Raw genomic sequence first — 20396 nt, forward strand, 5'->3', positions numbered from 1 at the left:
GTAAATGAAAAGACATTTTTTATATTTAGACAGTTTCAATACTTGTATTGCTGAATCCGATTATGAGCATCAATTCTATTTTGATGCATTTGATTTAATAGATATAATGCAAGGCTTTGGAGCATTTTATAAGAATAAAATTTTACTTTCTGATTTTGAAAATGAAAAGTTTGAATCTGACCAAACCCTCATTCAGAGTCTTGCTTCAGGAGGCTTTTTAGGTTTAAATATTAAAATATTACCATGGCATCAGTCTGAATTTTATCATCATCTATCTGATAATTTTGGAATGCCCAATAGGTTACCTAATTATAGAGAAGTTTTTAAAAAATTTCTGGGCGACGTTTATGGACAGAATAATGCTTCTTTAAATTCAAGAATAACCGAATTTAAAAATAATATAGAGAATCATATATTTGAAGAGCATTCAGAAGAAAAAAGAAGAACGTTTAATGTATTGAGAACAATAAACGATTTTACATGGCAAGAGAGATTTTATAATCTTTTTGAGGAAAAGAAAATTTTCGTTCTTGAGAAAGAGGATGTTTACAGTTCAAATCCGGATTTTTTTGATTCAATTTTGTTCGCATTTAATATTAAGAGGCCATCAAAGAAGCAAGAAAATTTTAATGATGCGCAGGCGTTAAATTTTATCAGAGAAAGGGTAATGGAATTTAACGAAGGTAAGATAAAGGTAATTCCAATATTTTATGACTCTCTAGGAACCATAACTGAGGCATTAAGGGATAGAAACTTATTAAGTCTGTTTGAAATAAACCTGAACGGAATTACTGTCTCAGCAATAAGAAGTGCAGATTACTTCCTTTGCTATTCTCTTGGATATACGATTAATAATAAAGAATTGGAAGAGGTTAGTAATTATCAGAAGATAGTAAGAAGACAAGAAGAATTTTCCGTTTTTGTGGATAAAGTAATAGACTCAAGAAATAAGCGCTTTAGAGAAAAAGAATCAGAATTTATTAATAAAGAGCTTCAGAATTTAGAGAATGAAATCTCAGATTTCATTAGATATGATTTCTTTAAGAATGTTGTTTTACCAAGCTTTTCAAACGAGGATTATCAGAAAGTAATTGAAAATGTGACACATAACCTCGTAGATAATCAGCAGTATCAAAAGCTTCTTGAGAGAAAAATTGAAAAAGTTATTACTCAATTAGAGAAGTCATATAAATCATTACAGGGTACTTTTAATTTGTATAATGAAATAACAACAAACATTGATTTATTAGTTTCTAAAGTAGCAATTCCAAATAGTTTTGATGTATTTAAAGACTTTAGTTTAATTCGTTTTTTTATTCCTGAAGAGATTCATCCGGTAATTCGCGATATGTTTAATTCAGAAAAAGGATGTTTATCTACAGACTCAAAAGATAGAAATCGTGTTGCAGTGGGAGTTTTAAATTTAATTACTCGAATTAGAAATAATGAAAGTATAAATGACAATGACATCTTTAAAGTTTTAACAGCTTTTTGGGTTTTGGAACTATATAATAATGTTAAATTACTCTCAATTGAAAAAGACTTCTGGAATAGATTTAAATTTTCTCAATTAATGTTGGCAGGTGCATGTTGGATAAAGTCAAAAAACTCATTTGAAGATGTTAAAAATACTCTTTTTACAATTATTAAGCTGCTCAAAAATATGATTAACAATAAAGAAGGGGTCCCCTACACTTTGCAAGAGGCCCAAATATGTGCTGCCCTAGGATATTTAAATTTTCATTTGTGGTGTAAAAAAACAGATAATTCGTTATGTACAATTAAGAGAAGGATTCCAGAATGTGAGCCAGGAAACTTAAATTATGAAGCGATTTATTATATTGAAAAGGCATATAATTATTTCAGCGAAAGAAATGAAGTCGATAGCGTTCAAAAAATGTATGTTACTAATATTTTTTTATTTTATTCAACAGAAGCTGGTGGAAAAGAAGAATTTGGAAAATTGAATCAAGTTCATGCATACTTAACACAAATTGTTAAGACTGCTAATGCAGAATGGCACTATCGATATGATGACTCAATTGCTAGATTCTTCATTCGGCAATCTATAAGTATTGATATTGAAAATGAAAAAAATTTAAATCTAAAGATAGAGAAAATTAATCATAAGGTTTTTTTAATAAATCAGGCACAGAAGATTTTAGAACAAGCGAAAGTACAATTGAAAGGTAAAGAAAATCTGAGAGATGTTCATGACTTATTTCTCTATGCGGATGTAATTACAACATATAAAACTGAAATATTGACTTCATATTGATTTGTTTACTTAGTTAATTTCAAGAAATAAATTCAAGATAGTTATTATGTGTTGACTCAAATAATAATACTCTTCACTAATCTATAACACAAAACACATGGTTCAGGAAATACAGGTTTAGTAAGGGAGCGTAAACTGAACTGTGTCAAGGATTTTTACTACTCACTTGGAGTTGGCTTCAAGTGAGTTTTTTCAAAATTATGGAATTTCATTCTATCTCCAAAAATAATGTATAACTGCGATAAGGTGACACTCCAATTTCGGACAGGCATAGTCTGGGCGACCCCGTCCACTTTTGGGAGATTCTTTGTACGACCAGATAAATCAGTTTCAAAAGTGCTGTATCTGATGTAAATGAGCCTTTAGTTTTAGTGACTTTTCTGACTTGCCTATGAAAACCCTCAATAGGGTTTGTCGTATAAATCAATCTTCTAATGTCTTCTGCATACTCATAGAAGCTTGATAGGTTTTCCCAGTTAGTAAACCAGGATTGAACAGCAATGATGTATTTCTTGCCCCATTTAGCTTCTAAAGCCTCTAATTGTCTAAAACCCTCTTCTTTGTTTAGAGCAGTATACACAAGTTTAAGGTCAGCTATAAAAGCCTTTTTGTCTTTTTCAGGAACATATTTCAGGCTATTCCGTATTTGATGAACAATACAGAGCTGTATTTGAGCTTGGGGATATAGGGTAGCAATAGCATCAGGAAAACCTTTCAGTCCATCAATACAGGCAATTAAAATGTCCTCTACACCTCTTCTTTTTAAATCTGTTAAGACAGAAAGCCAGAATTTAGCACCCTCTGTTTCTGCCACATACATACCTATTAAGTCTTTTTTCCCCTCTAAGTCTACTCCTAAGATGTTGTAAATAGCTCGTGAAACCACTCTGCCATCCTCTTTGACTTTATAATGTATGCAATCCATAAAAACAATGGGATAGATGCTCTCCAAGGGTCTGCTACGCCATTCTTGCATGGCAGGGATTACCTTATCTGTAATAGTAGATAACTGCGTAGCTGAAATATCCATTTGATATAGCTCCTTGATATGAGAAGATATATCTCTGGTAGACATTCCTAAACCATATAAACCTATAACTTTAGTTTCAAGTTCTTCTGTAATTATTACCTGTCTCTTAGGTAAAATCATAGGCTCAAAAGTCCCTGAACGATCTCTGCCACTCTCCAGTTCAAATTCTCCTGATAAGCTCTTTACCTGCTTTTGTGTCTTTCCATTTTTACGATTAGATACTCCTTTTGCTTTTGATTCTGCCAGATGATTTTCTAACTCACCAGACAAAGCAGCTTCCAAAAAATGTTTCATTAATGGCGCAAAAATGCCTTTCTCTCCACTAAAAGGCTTACCAGCATACATTCCAGCAATTGCTTGCTTTTTGAACTCTTCGAAATCAAATTCTTGCTTCTCTTCCATAAAAAAACTGTGTTTAAAGTAAAATTAACATTTTAGCTAAATTTTACCTTGACACAGTTTAATTTACAGTCTCGGGGACTACGCATAAATCTTGGCGAGTCTAAAGAGGAAGAAAGTAATATTTCTTACACCTCTAAACTGGTTTCTTAGTGCTTTAACTTTCGCGTTGAACGATTCTGCTGATGCATTGGTGCTTCTTCTATCGAAGAAGTTCAGGATTTTCTCATAATGATTCTGAATCGTTCTGGCAATTGTATTGAATGAATCGAAACTTGCCTTTTCAATCTGATTATACCATAGTGCCAGCTTTTTGAATGCTACAATTCTTTCTTTGGAATGGGTAAAAATGTCAGATAATCCTCTACTCAATCCATAAGCTTCTGCAATGTCTGGATATAATCTGAATAAGATTTGAGCTCTGTGTGTTTGTGATTCAGACCAGTTATGTGGCTTCTTATAAAGTAAATACCGACTTCGGGCTAAAAGTTGTTTGAGTGTATCTCCGTTCTCTAGTATTTGAGGGGTAAAAGATACTTTTTGTTCTTTAGCTGATTGCATTTGCCCGTTTTCTTCTTCCATTGCCTGCCACCTGTGTTGGATTCTAATCTCTTGTACTGCATCACAGGCTAGCTGTTGAACATGAAACCTATCCGCTACAAGTTTGGCTTTAGGGAATGTTCTTCTGGCTATTTTCTCCATTGTAGGAGCTAAATCTAAAGTCACTTCTTTTACCCTCTTCCTTAAAGATTCAGGTATCTGACGTAATACTTCTATGATTTTCTCACTTTCAGTGCCTTTTATCATGGCTACCAAAGTTCCTTTACGGCCTTTAGCCGCTTTATTAGTTAGAATAGTATAAAGCTCTCCCTGCGATAAGCTCGTCTCATCAATAGATAGATATTCACCAATATTCTCAGTGAACAACAACCAATCTTCAGCATATGAGGCCTGTGGCCAACTCTTAAAGTCACTTAAATGACTCACGTACTGCTCCTGGAATCGCTTGCCATCTAAGCCATAAAGTTCTCCCAGTGTTTTACAACTAATGGGGGTATTATCTACCAAGTCCTTTCGGTCGGCGTTCCGATAAAAAAAATGCGAATTCCTTTGTCATTCGAGTGCCATCTGCTACCATTTCCCAATTTCTATAGACTGTTTTACCAGTAGTGAGATTCAGCCATTTCCTGCGCTTGATTTTTAGATAGCACGCTTTACCTCGTAAAGGAAAATCTCTTACAGTTTCTTCATCAAAGAATCCCTTAGATTGTAGTTGGTCGGATTGATATTCTTGTGGTGGTAGATTCTTCTCTGATAAAAACAGATAGTAAGATTACTCTTTCTTTATCACATTAGTTAATTCAAAGTATTCTAAAATGCCTTCAGGAAGTAGTAATGATAGTAGCGTCGTATCCAAGTCCGTATTCTTTTTCGCAAAGTAACTCCTTTTTTACCTACTCCCCAACTTTTCAGATTGGTCCACAATAGGCTCTCCTTGAAGGCATCCATTGAACACTTAAGCAGTGACCAAAGCAAGAAATTCAGAATTTTAGAAAACAATTTAGAGAAGCTAACTGACCTGGAATTTGTTTTTAACAAGACCAATGCGTTGGAAAAACAGGAGCAGATAAATATGGTGTTCGATCAAAAACTCTACTATCAAGAGGGTATGTATCGAACCCCGACAATGATTGATTTACTATCGCAAACTGCTTGATAATGAGCAAGAAAGGCTTACTGGATTATCAAAAAAAACGGGGGAATTTTTCAATTCCCCCGCTCAGCGGTCCGGACGGGACTCGAACCCGCGACCCCCTGCGTGACAGGCAGGTATTCTAACCAACTGAACTACCGGACCTTTTTCTCCTTAACGCTTCGTGATTTTTATTTTCTCTCATCGTTTGGGACTGCAAAGGTAGGAACATTATATTTGCGTGTCAAGACCTGAATCAAAAAAAATATGAAAATTTTTAAACCTACTCCGCAAGAGTATAACGCCCTTTCGTATCAACACAGTTATATTCAGCAAGTTATCTCTGACGACGCCCTCAAACAAATGTCAGAAAATATTTCAATTGTGGATAACTTCTATCAATCATTACCTGCAGAAAAACACTTTTACCGATACGACACCGGTAAATGGACACCCATTGAGATACTCGGCCATCTGATTGATACAGAAAGAATACTGGCCTACCGTGCCTTGTGCATTGCCAGAGGCGAAAAACAGTCGCTGCCGGGTTTTAATGAGGCTCAATATATGGCAGGCACCAACTTTAACAAAAAAAGTCTCAGAAGTTTACGCTTACAATATAAAGCGCAGCGAAAATCTACTATATTGCTTTTCAAATCGTTCAGCAATGATGAGTTGCATCGGGTTGGTTTGGCCAATAACCAGCCTACTTCTACAAGAGCGCTGGCCTGGTTGATTCCGGGGCATGAGTTGCACCATCTAAAAATCCTGAACGAACGCTATCTGTAATTTTATTAAGATGAATAAAGCTTTAATCTTTCTGCTTCTATTACCGGGTTTTAATGGGCTGGCGCAAAAAATCAGTCCGGTCGAAAAAAAAGTGGCAGAACATATAACCGCCCACATTGCCCAAACCGAGCAATTGCTTGAAAAAGTGGTGAATATCAATAGTGGCACCCTGAACCTCGAAGGTGTAAAACAGGTCGGACAGCTATTCCGTCAGGAATTTGAGGCTATGGGCTTCACAACAGAGTGGGTTGCCCTGCCAGATTCCCTCAATCGTGCCGGTCATCTGGTGGCGTACCGGAAAGGCAAAAAAGGTAAAAAATTATTCCTGATTGGCCATCTAGACACCGTTTTTGAGAAATCAATGCCTTTTACACCCTTTACCCGGCTGAACGAAACTTTTGCTACCGGGCAGGGGGTAAATGATATGAAAGGAGGCGATGTAATGATTATTGCCGCTCTGAAAGCCCTGCATGCTCAGAACTTACTCGACGACACCAGCATAACTATTTACTTTACCGGCGACGAAGAGAGTTCGGGCAAACCCACCAGCATCAGCCGCAAAGATTTTATTGAGCGTGCCCGCCAGTCAGACATTGCTCTGGCTTACGAAACCGCTCAGAGTTTCAGCATTGCTGCCACTGCACGCCGGGGTGCAAGTGGTTGGGAATTAACTACCACGGGTAAAACTGGTCATTCGTCAGGTATATTCAATGCCGGTATGGGTTACGGAGCCATTTATGAAGCTGCCCGTATTTTAGACCGCTTCAGAGAAACCCTGAGCGCCGAAAAATACCTGACCTTTAATCCGGGCGTAATTTCAGGTGGAACCGAGGTAAGTTATAACCCGGCTACTGCCAAAGGTGAGGCCGTGGGCAAAACAAACATCATTGCCCAAAAGGTAATAGTAACCGGCGATTTACGCTTTATCAGCGAAGCACAGAAAGAAAAAGCCCGTAATAAAATGCGTGAGATTGTGGCTCAAAACCTGAACGGAACAACTGCAGAAATAAAGTTTTCAGACGGTATTCCGGCCATGGAACCAACACAGGCCAATGCTGATTTGCTGAAAGTGCTGAATCAGGTGAGCCTTGATTTGGGTGTGGGCGAAGTAAAAGCCGGAGACCCGGGTTCTCGCGGTGCCGGAGATATTTCTTATATTGCGCAGTATGTACCTTGTCTCGACGGCCTTGGCGCATCCGGACAGGGAGCGCACGCGCCCGGAGAAACCATTAATCTGAAGGAGTTTCCGGCACTTACGCAACGCGCGGCTTTATTAATTTACCGACTTACCCGATGAGAATAAAAGACATAACTAACTATATTGAAAGACTTGCTCCCCTGCCCTATCAGGAGTCTTATGACAACGCAGGGCTTATTGTGGGTAGTCCTGACGAAAATGTAACAGGTATACTGGTAACGCTCGATTCTACCGAAGATGTGGTGGAAGAGGCCATTCAGCGCGGTTGTAACCTTATTGTGGCGCACCACCCCATTGTTTTTAAGGGTATCAAGCGGCTGAACGGCAAAAATTACATAGAACGCACCGTTATAAAAGCCATCAAGAACGACATCGCCATTTATGCCACCCATACCAACCTTGACAACGTGGTTGATGGCGTCAGTTTTAAAATTGCCCAGAAACTGGGCTTGCTAAGGGTGAAAATTCTGGCGCCCAAAACCGATTTACTAATGAAGCTGGTGGTTTTTACACCAGTAGAACACACAGGAGAGCTGCTGGATGCGCTTTATGCCGCCGGGGCGGGCGAAATAGGCAATTACAGCCAATGCAGTTTCAGGGTTGAAGGCAAAGGCACATTTAAACCCGGGGCAGCGGCTGATCCGGTAATCGGGCAGTCGGGCGGGCCAATGGAAGAAGTTGAAGAAAACCGGGTAGAAGTTATTTTTCCGGCATACCTGAAAAACCAGATACTAGCCGCCATGCGTAAAGGGCATGTGTACGAAGAGATCGCCTACTACCTTACCCAGCTGGATAACCGCCATCAGGAAGTGGGCTCGGGTGCAGTTGGTTACCTGCCTGCGCCGATGGCGCCAACAGATTTTCTGGCCTATCTGAAACAAAATATGCAGGTTTCAGTTATCAGACATACAGGTTTACTGAATAAACCTATAAGCAAAGTTGCCTTGTGCGGCGGTGCGGGTAGCTTTTTGTTGGGCGACGCCATCGGAGCCGGTGCCGACATATTCATAACTGCTGATTATAAGTATCATGAGTTTTTTGATGCCGAAAATCGCATCATCATTGCAGATATTGGCCATTATGAAAGCGAGCAATTTACAAAAGAATTGTTGAAAGATTATATTTGCAAAAAATTCACTAACTTTGCAGTCCATTTGTCGGAAACACCTACAAATCCTGTTCAATATTATTATTAATCAGATGATTGCAGGGGTAGTCTCCGCAGCAAACAACAACGCTTTAAATTCAAGACGGTCCGCCGTAGCGGTTCATATATTATGGAATTAACAGTTGCACAAAAATTAGATGCTCTTCTAAATCTTCAATCTATTGATTCAGAGCTGGACGAAATAAAAAAGCTACGTGGTGATTTACCAGACGAAGTACGCGATCTGGAAGATGAGGTGATTGGTTTTGAAACACGTATTTCTAAGTTTAAAAAAGAAGTAGATGCTTTAGAAGCCGAAATCAACGGGTATCGTCTGAATAAAAAAGATGCCGAGAAGCTGATTCAGAAGTATAAAGACCAACAAATGAATGTTCGCAATAACCGCGAATATGATGCCATATCTAAAGAATTAGAGTTACAGGAACTTGAAATTCAGCTGGCCGACAAACGCATCAAAGAAGCTGACTTCAAAATCAGAAATAAAAGCCTTGAGATTGCTGATGTAGAAGCAGCCATGAATGGCCGTAAAAAAGACCTTGAGGTAAAACGCAAAGAGCTGGATGTTTTGGTTGCCGAAAGCCAGGAAGAAGAAAAAGCGCTGGTTGGCCAACGCGACAAAGCCGCACTTGACGTAGAAGAACGTTTAGTGAACGCCTATAACCGTATCCGTTCTAATGCTCTCAATGGCTTAGCCGTTGTAATGGTGCGTCGTGGTGCATGTGGTGGTTGTTTCAACATTGTGCCTCCGCAACGCCAGGCAGATATCAAAGACAAAAAGAAGATTATCGTTTGCGAACACTGCGGCCGTATTCTGGCTGACGTTGACGCCATTGAAATCAGCAGAAAATAATATCATTTTCATTAAGAGAAAGCCAAATTTTCATTTTCTGGAAGATTTGGCTTTTTTGTTTTCAGAATAGCCATGCACATCAGACACCAACACTTTGCAACTATCAACAGGTTCTTTTCAGGCCTGTTGTGGCTTTTGGTGTTTGCTATCCCTGCCTACGCCACCACGGCTGACTTCACCCCCAATCTTCAAAAAGCTTACGCCGAAATTTTTAAACTGCGATTGCAAAGCGGAAGAAATCTGCTTGCTACTGAAAGCCCGGCTAACCCTTTCAGGGTTTATGTAGAAAACTACGCCGATATGGTAGAATTGCTTAATTCGGAGGATGCGGCTGCTTTTGAAAAATTAACCGGCAAAGAAGAACAAAGACTTGCGCTGATTGAGCAAACCGACAGGCGGTCGCCCTATAACCGCTTTCTGAGGGCAGAGCTCAAAATCCATTGGGCATTGCTTAAAATCAGGTTCGGGCATGAAATAAAAGCGGCCTGGAATATCATTCAGGCCAATAAGCTGCTGGAAGAAAACAGAAAACTGTTTCCGGAGTTTCTGCCGAATCTGAAGTCTATTGGCTGTTTGCACGTGTTAGTGGGTTCAATACCTGAAAACCAGCAATGGGTTACCAATTTTCTGGGTTTGAAAGGCAACATTCAACAAGGTATAAAAGAACTGGAGGCCGCATCTAAAGACAAAATATGGGGCGGCGAGGCCGATTTCTGCCGCTTCTTTATCCAGGCGTACATACTACCTTATACCGACGAGGCCAAAGAAGAATTATTACAGGCAGTTAACCGGCATAAAGACAACCTCAACCTTTGTTATCTGGCCACAGCCATATCATTAAAAACAGGGGAAACCGACCAGGCCGCCGAAATACTCAGGCTGAATCCGTACAATGCTTCTTATTTATACTTCCCGATTGCCGAGCTATACAAGGCCGAAATAAACCTATTTAAAGGAAATTATGCACAGGCCAACGCGGCGTATCTGGCCTATATCCGTAATTTTAAAGGGAAAACTTTTTTAAAAGACACCTATTATAAATTATTTTTGAGCAACTGGCTGGCTGGCGATGAAAAAAAGAGCCTGGCGTATCTGAGGCGTATTCCGGATGTTGGCAATACGGTGGCGGAGTCTGACAAGGCCGCACAGAAATTCTACGAAAGCTATAACAAAACGCAAACTTTTCCGGATAAACGGCTGATGAGAATCAGACTGGCTTTTGATGCCGGATATTATGACGAAGCGCTGCACGAAGCCGCCAATCTTTCTGAAACCAGCTTTGGTTCGGCTAAAGACAAGGCCGACTTCAACTATAGAATAGCTCGTATTTTTCATAAAACTGCCCAACCCGACAAGGCGCTGGCTTATTATGAGAGGGCCATAAAACTAACCGACCAGAACAAAGATTCGCAATGGCATTTCGGGGCGAGTGCTGCCTTGCAGGCAGGCTATATTTTTCAGGAGAGAAATCAGCCACAAAAGGCTAAAGCATATTTTGAAAAAGCGCTGGCTTACAAACGCCACGAATACAAAACCTCAATAGACAATAAAGCCCGCGCTGCGCTTACGGCTTTGGGCGTTTAGCGGTATTAAAACAGCTGTTTGAAATCATCTCTCAGAGCCTCAATGCTTGCGGGTTTACCAGATTCATTTCTATCCTCACATCAAAAAACCAGCTCCATGCCCAGTTTATCCTTTAACTCCCAAAGAGCCGGGTTTTTATTGGCCAGAAATTCAAATTTTTCCTGAGCCGTGTAGGGGCGCCTTTCAATCTGAGACTCCACAATCTCAGCATAAATTTGAATCGTATAATTTTGCAGTTGTTTTCTTAAGTATTCAGCCAAATCCTGCTTTATACCTGTCAGCAGATCCATCTGCACCTGGTTATCCAGCCTTAGCTTTAACATGGTTCCCTGTAAGTCAAAATCACGTTTCAGCATAACTTCAAGCGTTGATTTATCCTGCGAATCTGCAAATCTGTGTAATTCCTGCCGTAATTGTTCTGCCGTAAACTCCTTGTTGTGCCTCACAGGGTTTAACGCGGGTTCATTCGCCTGGTTGCCCTTGTCAGCAGAAGATGGCAAAGAAATATCAATATTGGTTGATTTTAACGAAGACGGCACAAATGCAGGTCTGGCCGGCACTGTTTGTCCCTGTTGCCTTACAACGGGCTTGGCTTCGGGTACAGCAGGTGCGGTATAAACCGGCTGTGGAGCAGCAGTTTTAGCAGGTTCAGTCGCTACGGGTGGAGCAGCAGCAGGCACCGCGGGCTGGGTTGCTGCGGGTTCGCTTACGCTAGGCTTTTTTTTTTCGTCTGCCGTGCCGGTGGGCAGGTCACTCAGGTTCAACACCTGTTGTATCTGTGAGAGCTTCATTAGCCCTATCTCAACATGCAGGCGTTGATTTTTGGCCGATTTATAGTTAATATCCAGATGACTACCCACACTCAGGCTCGACATGATGTAGCCCATCGGTAATTTTTCGGCCTGTTCCTGATATCTTCTCTGGGTAGACTCTGCTACCTGCAACAGTTTCACAGTCTGGGCATCTTTACTTACCATCAGGTTTCTGAAATGCTCATTAAGACCCACCACAAACTGGTGGCCGTCAAAGCCTTTTTCCAACACCTCATTATAAAGCAGTAAAGCTGCCGATATATTGCCACTGAACAGGCTATCTGTCATTCTGAAATAATAGTCATAGTCCAGAATATGCAGGTTGTCAAGCACAGCCCTGTAGGTAAGCTCATTGCCTGCGGCAAAGGTTACGTTCAGGTCAAACATAGACAGGGCATCGCGCAAACCACCGTCGGCCTTTTGGGCAATTAACTCAAGCGCCTGGTAATCGGCATTGATACCCTCTTTACTGGCTACATTGGCCAGGTGGTCGGCCATGTCTTTTATCTGAATCCGGTTGAAGTCAAAAATCTGACAGCGGCTCAGGATAGTAGGCAGAATCTTATGCTTCTCGGTAGTTGCCAGAATAAAAATGGCATAGGCAGGGGGTTCTTCCAGCGTTTTCAGGAAAGCATTGAAAGCCGCCTGCGACAGCATGTGCACCTCATCTATGATATATACTTTGTATTTACCCGATTGCGGAGGAAAACGCACCTGGTCGGTCAGGTTTCTGATGTCCTCCACCGAGTTGTTAGAAGCCGCATCCAATTCATGTATATTGAAAGATGCGTTGTTGTTGAAACTGCGGCATGATTCGCACTCGTTACAAGGCGAAATGTCTTCCCGTAGATTCTGACAGTTGATAGTTTTAGCTAAAATACGCGCACAGGTAGTTTTGCCCACACCACGCGGCCCACAAAACAGAAAAGCCTGCGCCAGATGATTGGTTCTGATGGCATTCTGAAGAGTAGTGGTGATATGAGACTGCCCCACTACGGCATCAAACGTAATCGGGCGGTACTTACGAGCTGAAACTACGAACTTTTCCATGCCGCAAGTTACTAAAAAAACAAATGAACAGCTAAACTGCCGGGGCGATTCGGATGATTTATTTAGTTTTGCAAAGCCAATTGAGTTAAAAAAAGTTATATATAACCAACAACACCTATGCTTAACAAGCTGACCATCAGCACCTTTAGCCATGTTGCGTTACAGGTAACAGGCGTAGAACGCAGCGCCCACTTTTATGCAAATGCCCTTGACCTGCACGAAATACCCACCCCTGCCTTTGACTACCCCGTGCGATGGTTCAGCCTGGGTGGTAACCGCGAACTGCACCTCATAGGGCGTGAAGAAACCGGTACATCAACCGGGATAAGGGGCAATCATTTCGCATTGGAGGTTACCGACATACAGCAAGCCGAAAAGCACCTGCAAACAATGGGTGTAGACTATATGCCCATTAAACTACGCCCTGACGGCGCCAGGCAGCTATTCTTAACCGACCCCGACGGCCATTATATTGAATTGTGTGAGTTTTGAGATACCAAACAATACGCAAAAAAAACCGGCAGCACTTATTGGTCAGATAAGTTTAACTGCCGGTTTTTAACTTTGGTTTAAATGGTGCCTGTTAAAAGCGTTTTTGGGTTACGATTGTCAGGCAATATATTGGCCGGGACATACTCATTCACTCAATTATAAAAGCCGTGCTATCAACTGACTGTAGTTGATACTAGAAAAAATATCTTTGATTAGGTAATGATATATAGTATAGCATTTTCAGAAATTCGTAAGGGATGGCCACAGCAAAAGCTTGTTTTAATTCTTAACAAACTAAATATTTGACTGTACGAAGCAACAAAAAACGGCCTTAACTTAAAAGTAAAACTTATTTAGCGGTTTTAATTGGCTATTTAGTACAAAATATTCTTAATACTGTACAAAAAAAGACTACCGACCATTTTGTATCGGTAGCCAGCAGCCATAAAACCTGATAAAATAATGCTGTATTAACTCAATATGGGCTTTATTACCTTACCTGCCACGTCGGTTAGCCTGAACGGCCGCCCCTGAAAAGTATAGGTAAGTTTTTCGTGGTCAAAGCCCAGTAAATGCAGTATAGTAGCCTGTAAATCATGCACATGGGTGCGGTCTTTTACCCCATAATAACCAAGGGGGTCGGTTTCGCCTAAAGACATCCCCTTTTTCAAACCTCCGCCTGCCATAAAAACAGTAAAGGCATCCAGGTGGTGGTCGCGGCCTTTAAACGGCAGGGTTTGCCCGTCGCGGTTTTCCTGCATAGGGGTTCTGCCAAATTCTCCGCCCCATACAATCAGGGTTTCGTCTAGCAGGCCACGCATTTTCAGGTCTTTTATTAACCCCGTTACTGCTCTGTCGGTTATCTGGCATAATTCCTTGAAACCTCCGTCTAATGACAACCGCTGGTCGGTGCCGTGCGCATCCCATCCCCAATGGAAAAGCTGCACAAAACGCACACCGTTTTCAACCAGCCTGCGGGCCAAAAGGCAGTTATTGGCAAAAGAGGCTTCGCCTACCTCTGCCCCATACATATTGCGTATCCATTCGGGTTCTTTGCTGATATCCATCACCTCCGGTACCGACATCTGCATTCTGAAAGCCATTTCATATTGCGATATCCGGGTCAATATCTCGGGGTCCTGTACTTCTTCATATTGCTGGCGGTTAATTTCATTGATAGCCTCAATGGTTTGCTTGCGTATGTCGCGGCTCATGCCGTGCGGATCCGACACATACAACACCGGGTCGGCGCCTGTGCGGCACTGTACACCCTGGTATATAGAGGGCAAAAATCCATTACCCCACACACTTTTCCCGGCATCGGGGCTACGCCCGCCAGATGCCAGCACTATAAAACCGGGCAGATTCTGATTCTCGGTACCCAGGCCATACATTGCCCACGAACCCAGGCTCGGCCTGCCCAAACGTGGGCTACCCGTGTGCATCAGTAATTGAGCCGGCGCATGGTTAAACTGGTCGGTGTACATGGCCTTCAGGAAAGTCAGCTCGTCGGCAACATCCGGCAGATACGGCATAAAGTCTGAAATATATGCCCCCGACTGCCCATGCTGGCTGAAGTTTCCGATAGAACCCAGCATTTTGGGTACACCCCTGATGAAAGCAAATTTTTTCCCTTCCAGAAACTCCTGCGGACAATCCTTGCCGTCGTACTTCATCAGTTCAGGTTTGTAGTCGAACAATTCCAGTTGAGACGGCGCTCCGGCCATGTGAATATAAATAACCTGTTTGGCTTTGGGTGCAAAATGCGGGGTTTTAGGTAGAGTGGGGTCTGTTATTATGCCATTGCCTGACGAACCGCCAGAAAAACAGCCGCCCATCATTGAGCCTAAAGCAGCAGCCCCCAAACCAGTTGTGCAGGTTTTAAAAAAATGCCTGCGGGTTTGGTGAAGGTTTTCGGCATGCAGAAACTCCTTAAATAATTTTTCCATGAGGATTTGAATAGAATCTCTACAAATATAACTCGCAATTGGCAATTCTATTTCAAAAACCTGTTAATTTCTATCTGAATGCCAATAACGCGATAAAGGCATTTGATAAGCGATTAATGTGAATCTTTCGTATTTTTGCAGTATGAAATATGAATTACAAAAGACAGACAGCGGCTCAAAAGCCAGAGCCGGAAAAATAACAACCGACCACGGCGAGATTCTGACACCGATTTTTATGCCGGTGGGTACAGCCGGAACCGTGAAAGCGGTGCATCAGAGAGAGCTTGAAAACGATATAAAAGCGCAGATAATACTGGGCAACACCTACCATTTATACCTGCGGCCGGGCTTAGATATTCTGCAACGTGCCGGAGGCCTGCATAAATTTAACGGCTGGAACCACCCGATACTGACTGACTCGGGCGGGTATCAGGTGTTTTCATTAAAAGATATACGGAAAATAACCGAGGAGGGCGTACGGTTTCAGTCGCATATTGATGGCTCTAAACACTTATTTACGCCTGAAAGCGTAATGGATATTCAGCGGGTAATAGGCGCCGACATCATCATGGCTTTTGATGAATGCGCCCCCTACCCTTGCGACTATGATTATGCCAAAAAATCGATGGAAATGACACATCGCTGGCTGAAACGCTGCTGCGACAGGTTTGATGCCACCGAAGGCCTGTATGGCTACTCGCAAACGCTTTTCCCGATTGTGCAGGGCAGTGTGTATAAAGATTTACGTATCCAATCGGCTGAATTTATTGCTAACCAGAACCGAGAGGGCAATGCCATAGGCGGGCTGGCCGTAGGCGAACCGGCCGAGAAAATGTATGAAACCATTGACTACGTAAATGACATTCTGCCTAAAGATAAACCACGCTACCTGATGGGCGTGGGTACGCCTGAAAACATACTGGAAAGCATTGCGCTGGGCATTGATATGTTCGACTGCGTAATGCCCACCCGCAATGCGCGCAACGGCATGCTGTTTACTACGCAGGGTATCATCAACATCAAAAACGAAAAGTGGAAAGACGACTACAGCCCGATTGATGAAAATCTGGGCGGCCATGTAAGCACATTTTATAGCAAGGCATATCTACGCCACCTGGTGAAGTGTGACGAAATTCTGGCCGCGCAAATAGCCAGCGTACATAATCTTACTTTTTACCTCTGGCTGGTTGGCCAGGCCCGTGAACACATTCTGGCCGGAGATTTTACGGAGTGGAAAAACGCGATGGTAAAACAGGTAATGCAACGATTATGATACCAGCACATTGTATAAAATACGACAGGGCTTTGCCCTGTTTTTTTTTGCCCCGTTCTCAAAAAAAACTTTTCATTTTTTATGGAATCTTATGCCGTTTTGCATCCATCATAAAAAAACAAATATTATGAAGAAAATCATCCTGCTTTGCCTGCTTGGCCAATGGCTATGGGCACAACCCCACACTATCCCTTCAAAAGTTGAAAACGTGACGGTTTTTCTCAATGGTGCTCAGATAACCCGTTCTGCAAAAGTATCGCTGCCTGTGGGCAGAACCGAGCTGCTGTTCAAAGGTATATCGCCGCAAATCAACGCCAATAGCATTCAGGTGAAGAGCGAGGGCAGGTTTACTATCCTGTCGGTATCGCATAAAATAGGCAATATGCTTGACAAACCCCTGCAGGAAGAAATCAATGCAATTGATGCCCAGAAAAAACAGATTGCATTGAAGATGACGGTTGAAAAAAACAACCTGCTGGTTTACCAGCGCGAAGAAGAAATACTGCTCAAAAATCAGGTGGTGGGTGGCACACAGGCAGGTATGAAAACCGCCGACTTAAAAGAAAGTATCGACTTCCAGCGACAACGGATGGCGGAGGTGCTGACTAAAAAACTGGAGTTTCAGAACAAAATAGAGAAACTGGAAGAAGAAACGAAAAAACTTAACCAGCAACTTACAGAAATCAATGCCAGAAAAGACGCGCTAATTTCAGAAATTTCGGTTACCGTCAGCGCAAAAGAACCTGTAACCAACGCCCCTGTTTCAATAAATTATTTCGTAAAAAATGCTGGCTGGGCACCTACGTATGATTTCAGAATTGAGAAGCTCAGCCAACCCCTGCGCATGGCATATAAGGCCAATGTGTACCAGTTTTCAGGCGAAGACTGGAAAGACATAAAGCTGAGCCTTTCAACGGCTAATCCGTTCAAAAGTGGGCAGGCACCCATACTTCAAAAATGGACAGTAGGCCAAAGAAATGATTACAGCGACTATTATAATCAGGTGGAGGAGGCTGATAATCAGGGCATCAATTCTAATCAGGCAGAGGTGTTCGGTAAAGTAACCGGAAAAAGCGACAAACAACCTTTGCCCGGTGTGCAAATTAGCCTGAAAGGTACCAGCCTTAGTACATCAACTGATGCAAACGGTTATTACAGGTTAACAATTCCGCCCCAGCTTTATGGCAAATCGGTAACATTAATTTTCGATTATATTGGCTACTATAGGCTTGAAAGACCTGTAATTTCTAACAGATTAGATGTAATGATGGATGAGTCTGTTCAGGCTTTAAACGAGGTTGTTGTGACAGGCTATGCTCTAGCAGGCCGGGCCGCCGGGGTGGAAATTGCCGGCAATAATGACTACAAAAAAAAGACCGTTCCGCTGGATATTACTGAACGAGATGCCCCTACCAGCCAATCTTTTGATATTCTGGTGCCATACAGTGTTCCATCAGACGGCAAGGTAATTACTGTGGAAATTAAGGAAGAGAGTATTCCGGCGGTTTTTCAGCATTTTACCATCCCGAAAATAGACACTGATGTGTTTCTGAACGCACAGATTATTAACTGGGAGAAATACAAGCTGTTACCCGGCGAGGCCAGTCTGTTTATTGAAAACACGTATGTGGGGAAATCGAACCTGAACTTATTCAATAAAGATACCCTGAGCCTTTCGTTCGGGCGAGATAAAAATGTAATCATAAGCCGCACACAAATAAAAAGCTATCAGAAAAAACAGTTCATCGGCAGCAATAAAACTGAGCAGTTTGCCTATGAAATTGTAGCGCGCAACACCAAAAACGAAACCATAAATCTGGTGATTGAAGACCAGTTTCCTGTCTCAAACACCCGCGATGTAAGCATTGACGACAAAGAAGCACCCGAAGCGGAAGTTAATACAGAAACCGGAAAAATTAAATGGACACTCACAATGGCACCTGCCAAAGAATACAAGGTGGGCTTTAAATATACCATTAAATCGCCGAAATCAGGAATGGTTTTGGCAGAGTAAAGGTGCAACCCCACCCCATTAAACGCCAACAGGCCACCCGATGGGTGGCCTGTTGCATCTATAATAGTTCTATTTACTTATTCAGTTCGGTAGCCAGAACCATGCGTATTTTCAGCTTGGCACCCAGCGACATGGCATCTACCAGGTCTTGCACGGTAAGTGAGCTTTCGGCTCTTAAAACCACCGTTGGTTCTTCCATATTGGCGGTGGCGGCTATCAGGCGTTCTTCCAGTTGCGGAAAAGGCACCGGTGTGCTGTTAATATAATACACCTTATCTTTGGTAATAGAAAGCGAAACCGGTTGCTTGCTGACATCGTGCGAAGATTTCGACGATTTAGGCAAAAGCAGTTTAATTACGTTAGGATTCCCCAGCGTAGATATAATGAGGAAGAACAACAGCAGGAAGAACATAATATCGTTCAGCGATGCGGTTGAAACTTCGGCTTCAAATCTTCTTTGGCGTTTTAATTTCATGTTGGTAAACTGATGGTTGCTGAAAAATTATCTCACAGGCTCGTTCAATGTGTCGAGCAGATCCATTACAGTTGCCTGCAGGTGGATACTGAATTTATCAATCATCATGTTGATACCATGATACCCGGCGTAGGCTATCACCCCTACCACCAGCCCGGTGAAAGACGAAATCATTTTTTCGTACAAACCGTTGGCAATAATCTCGATGGTGAAGTTTCCGGTAGCGGCAATGTCATAAAATATACGGATGATACCCGAAATGGTACCAATAAAACCCAGAATAGGCGCTACACCGGCAATAAGGCCCAGAAAGCCCATATTTTTTTCCATTTTAGATATTTCCAGATTCCCCTGTATCTCCATTGCGCTCTCAATATCTTTCACAGGGCGGCCTATACGTGTAATACCCTTTTCTAATATACGTGAAATAGGCAGATTAGTACTTTTGCAAAGGGTGGTAGCGGTGCGTAGGTCGCCGCGTAATACGTTATCTTTTAAGGTGCGTAGAAAGCCAAAATCAATATTAGAGGCAGCTCTGATAAACAGGTAACGCTCAATAATGAAGAATATGGCCAGAAAAAGCAAAAACAATAGCGGGTAAACAACAACTCCCCCTTTCAATAAGAGGCTTAAATAATTAATTGATTCGGCACTTGCAGCAGTTGAGGTTGAGTCTGGAACTTGAAGCAAAACTGTTTGTAGCATGGGGAAAAGATTATAGGTTTTCGTTATAAACTTTAAGAAAGCTGGATTTAGTATGCAAGTTAAGGCTTTTTTTAAACTTGCGCCGAAGATTCTTCCGATATTGGCATTAACAGTCTGTAAATATCTGGTTTATAACCCAATACCAAACAATAATTTTACAATTATTTATCGAACGGTTGGGAAAAAAAAATTAAATTTGTTAATTACCCTAATCGTGCGGGATACCCCCGTAAACCAATAAACAAACCAAACCTACACTATGCATTTCAGCAAGCTGGTACCCAATATTTTTTATGTTGATATTAAAGACGGCCTCGTTACGTTTGTCGACTGCCTGCAGTTCAGCATTGTGCATGATGAACTGAAAACCGCAAGGCCTTTTTGTGTGCTTGCCAAAGGAGATATAACGATTAATCTTTTTCAGGATGCCCCTTTGGCCCGTGAACACAACCCGGAGTTCAGACTGGTAACCGATAACATAGAAGAAGTGTATGCCCGGGTTTCGGCCTCGCATCCGCACTTGTTGCACCCTAACCTGAGCCGGATAACCCTGCGCCCCTGGGGAGCCAGAGAATTTGCAATTACCGACAAACAATTGGGCATTGTTGTGCAGCAGTGGACTTAGTACTTGCTCTGT

15 protein-coding genes, 1 tRNA gene and 1 pseudogene are annotated in these 20396 nt (G+C 42.0%); 10 read left to right on the top strand and 7 right to left on the bottom strand.

Annotated features, from left to right (window positions below; translation table 11 throughout):
* Positions 1-4: 4 nt before the first annotated feature.
* Positions 5-2278, top strand: a complete 2274-nt coding sequence (locus MB380_RS15315) for a hypothetical protein (protein ID WP_253526557.1) — start codon at positions 5-7, stop codon at positions 2276-2278.
* Between the two features lie 158 nt (positions 2279-2436).
* On the opposite strand, the pseudogene MB380_RS15320 reads toward MB380_RS15315, so the two are convergent.
* From MB380_RS15320 to MB380_RS15335, 3 genes and pseudogenes are all read right to left on the bottom strand, one after another.
* Positions 2437-3710 (bottom strand): annotated as a pseudogene (locus tag MB380_RS15320) (IS256 family transposase).
* A 78-nt stretch (positions 3711-3788) separates the two neighbouring features.
* Positions 3789-4742, bottom strand: a complete 954-nt coding sequence (locus tag MB380_RS15325; protein ID WP_253535589.1) for a transposase — start codon at positions 4740-4742, stop codon at positions 3789-3791.
* A gap of 749 nt (positions 4743-5491) precedes the next feature.
* Positions 5492-5565, bottom strand: a tRNA-Asp gene (locus MB380_RS15335).
* A 102-nt stretch (positions 5566-5667) separates the two neighbouring features.
* On the opposite strand from MB380_RS15335, the gene MB380_RS15340 reads away from it, so the two are divergent.
* From MB380_RS15340 to MB380_RS15360, 5 genes are all read left to right on the top strand, one after another.
* Entirely contained in the window at positions 5668-6189 is a 522-nt protein-coding gene (locus MB380_RS15340; protein ID WP_101725652.1) for a DinB family protein, read from the top strand.
* 10 nt (positions 6190-6199) lie between these two features.
* The gene (locus MB380_RS15345) at positions 6200-7486 is read left to right on the top strand and encodes a M20/M25/M40 family metallo-hydrolase (RefSeq protein WP_253526559.1); all 1287 of its coding nucleotides are present in this window, start codon (positions 6200-6202) and stop codon (positions 7484-7486) included.
* The gene (locus MB380_RS15350; RefSeq protein ID WP_253526561.1) at positions 7483-8583 is read left to right on the top strand and encodes a Nif3-like dinuclear metal center hexameric protein; all 1101 of its coding nucleotides are present in this window, start codon (positions 7483-7485) and stop codon (positions 8581-8583) included. Before MB380_RS15345 ends, MB380_RS15350 begins: the two co-directional genes overlap by 4 nt.
* Before the next feature lie 81 nt (positions 8584-8664).
* Positions 8665-9405 carry a zinc ribbon domain-containing protein gene (locus MB380_RS15355; RefSeq protein WP_101725655.1) on the top strand — a complete coding sequence of 247 codons (741 nt, stop codon included), beginning with the start codon at positions 8665-8667 and terminating at the stop codon, positions 9403-9405.
* 72 nt (positions 9406-9477) lie between these two features.
* The gene (locus MB380_RS15360) at positions 9478-10989 is read left to right on the top strand and encodes a lipopolysaccharide assembly protein LapB (protein WP_253526563.1); all 1512 of its coding nucleotides are present in this window, start codon (positions 9478-9480) and stop codon (positions 10987-10989) included.
* Between the two features lie 80 nt (positions 10990-11069).
* Here MB380_RS15360 and MB380_RS15365 read toward each other — a convergent pair whose 3' ends face one another.
* Entirely contained in the window at positions 11070-12851 is a 1782-nt protein-coding gene (locus MB380_RS15365) for a DNA polymerase III subunit gamma/tau (protein WP_253526565.1), read from the bottom strand.
* A 117-nt stretch (positions 12852-12968) separates the two neighbouring features.
* On the opposite strand from MB380_RS15365, the gene MB380_RS15370 reads away from it, so the two are divergent.
* Entirely contained in the window at positions 12969-13343 is a 375-nt protein-coding gene (locus MB380_RS15370) for a VOC family protein (protein WP_253526574.1), read from the top strand.
* Between the two features lie 470 nt (positions 13344-13813).
* Here the strand turns inward: MB380_RS15370 and MB380_RS15375 are convergent, their stop codons facing one another.
* Complete coding sequence (locus tag MB380_RS15375; RefSeq protein ID WP_253526576.1) at positions 13814-15292, bottom strand: DUF1501 domain-containing protein; 1479 nt, start codon at positions 15290-15292, stop codon at positions 13814-13816.
* A gap of 142 nt (positions 15293-15434) precedes the next feature.
* Here MB380_RS15375 and tgt point away from each other — a divergent pair, with 142 nt between their 5' ends.
* Entirely contained in the window at positions 15435-16565 is a 1131-nt protein-coding gene (gene tgt, locus MB380_RS15380; RefSeq protein ID WP_253526578.1) for a tRNA guanosine(34) transglycosylase Tgt, read from the top strand.
* A 127-nt stretch (positions 16566-16692) separates the two neighbouring features.
* A complete protein-coding gene (locus tag MB380_RS15385) occupies positions 16693-18579 on the top strand; it encodes a mucoidy inhibitor MuiA family protein (protein ID WP_253526580.1) in 1887 nt (628 codons plus the stop codon).
* Positions 18580-18652: 73 nt separating this feature from the next.
* Here MB380_RS15385 and MB380_RS15390 read toward each other — a convergent pair whose 3' ends face one another.
* Complete coding sequence (locus tag MB380_RS15390; protein WP_101725662.1) at positions 18653-19054, bottom strand: biopolymer transporter ExbD; 402 nt, start codon at positions 19052-19054, stop codon at positions 18653-18655.
* Between the two features lie 27 nt (positions 19055-19081).
* Positions 19082-19759: a MotA/TolQ/ExbB proton channel family protein gene (locus MB380_RS15395; RefSeq protein WP_101725663.1), complete on the bottom strand. Its 678-nt coding sequence runs from the start codon at positions 19757-19759 to the stop codon at positions 19082-19084.
* Between the two features lie 259 nt (positions 19760-20018).
* On the opposite strand from MB380_RS15395, the gene MB380_RS15400 reads away from it, so the two are divergent.
* Positions 20019-20384: a hypothetical protein gene (locus MB380_RS15400; protein WP_253526582.1), complete on the top strand. Its 366-nt coding sequence runs from the start codon at positions 20019-20021 to the stop codon at positions 20382-20384.
* The last annotated feature ends 12 nt before the right edge of the window (positions 20385-20396 follow it).

The sequence above is a fragment of the Emticicia sp. 21SJ11W-3 genome (assembly GCF_024138715.1).
GTDB classification, from domain to species: domain Bacteria; phylum Bacteroidota; class Bacteroidia; order Cytophagales; family Spirosomataceae; genus Emticicia; species Emticicia fluvialis.

Excerpts from the sequence above, each read along its gene's own strand:
- MB380_RS15355 (WP_101725655.1), top strand. The coding sequence starts at position 8,665 with ATGGAATTAACAGTTGCACAAAAATTAGATGCTCTTCTAAATCTTCAA.
- MB380_RS15400 (WP_253526582.1), top strand. The coding sequence starts at position 20,019 with ATGCATTTCAGCAAGCTGGTACCCAATATTTTTTATGTTGATATTAAA.
- MB380_RS15350 (WP_253526561.1), top strand. The coding sequence starts at position 7,483 with ATGAGAATAAAAGACATAACTAACTATATTGAAAGACTTGCTCCCCTG.
- MB380_RS15390 (WP_101725662.1), bottom strand. The coding sequence starts at position 19,054 with ATGAAATTAAAACGCCAAAGAAGATTTGAAGCCGAAGTTTCAACCGCA.
- MB380_RS15395 (WP_101725663.1), bottom strand. The coding sequence starts at position 19,759 with ATGCTACAAACAGTTTTGCTTCAAGTTCCAGACTCAACCTCAACTGCT.
- MB380_RS15365 (WP_253526565.1), bottom strand. The coding sequence starts at position 12,851 with ATGGAAAAGTTCGTAGTTTCAGCTCGTAAGTACCGCCCGATTACGTTT.
- tgt (WP_253526578.1), top strand. The coding sequence starts at position 15,435 with ATGAAATATGAATTACAAAAGACAGACAGCGGCTCAAAAGCCAGAGCC.
- MB380_RS15385 (WP_253526580.1), top strand. The coding sequence starts at position 16,693 with ATGAAGAAAATCATCCTGCTTTGCCTGCTTGGCCAATGGCTATGGGCA.
- MB380_RS15375 (WP_253526576.1), bottom strand. The coding sequence starts at position 15,292 with ATGGAAAAATTATTTAAGGAGTTTCTGCATGCCGAAAACCTTCACCAA.
- MB380_RS15345 (WP_253526559.1), top strand. The coding sequence starts at position 6,200 with ATGAATAAAGCTTTAATCTTTCTGCTTCTATTACCGGGTTTTAATGGG.
- MB380_RS15315 (WP_253526557.1), top strand. The coding sequence starts at position 5 with ATGAAAAGACATTTTTTATATTTAGACAGTTTCAATACTTGTATTGCT.
- MB380_RS15340 (WP_101725652.1), top strand. The coding sequence starts at position 5,668 with ATGAAAATTTTTAAACCTACTCCGCAAGAGTATAACGCCCTTTCGTAT.
- MB380_RS15370 (WP_253526574.1), top strand. The coding sequence starts at position 12,969 with ATGCTTAACAAGCTGACCATCAGCACCTTTAGCCATGTTGCGTTACAG.
- MB380_RS15360 (WP_253526563.1), top strand. The coding sequence starts at position 9,478 with ATGCACATCAGACACCAACACTTTGCAACTATCAACAGGTTCTTTTCA.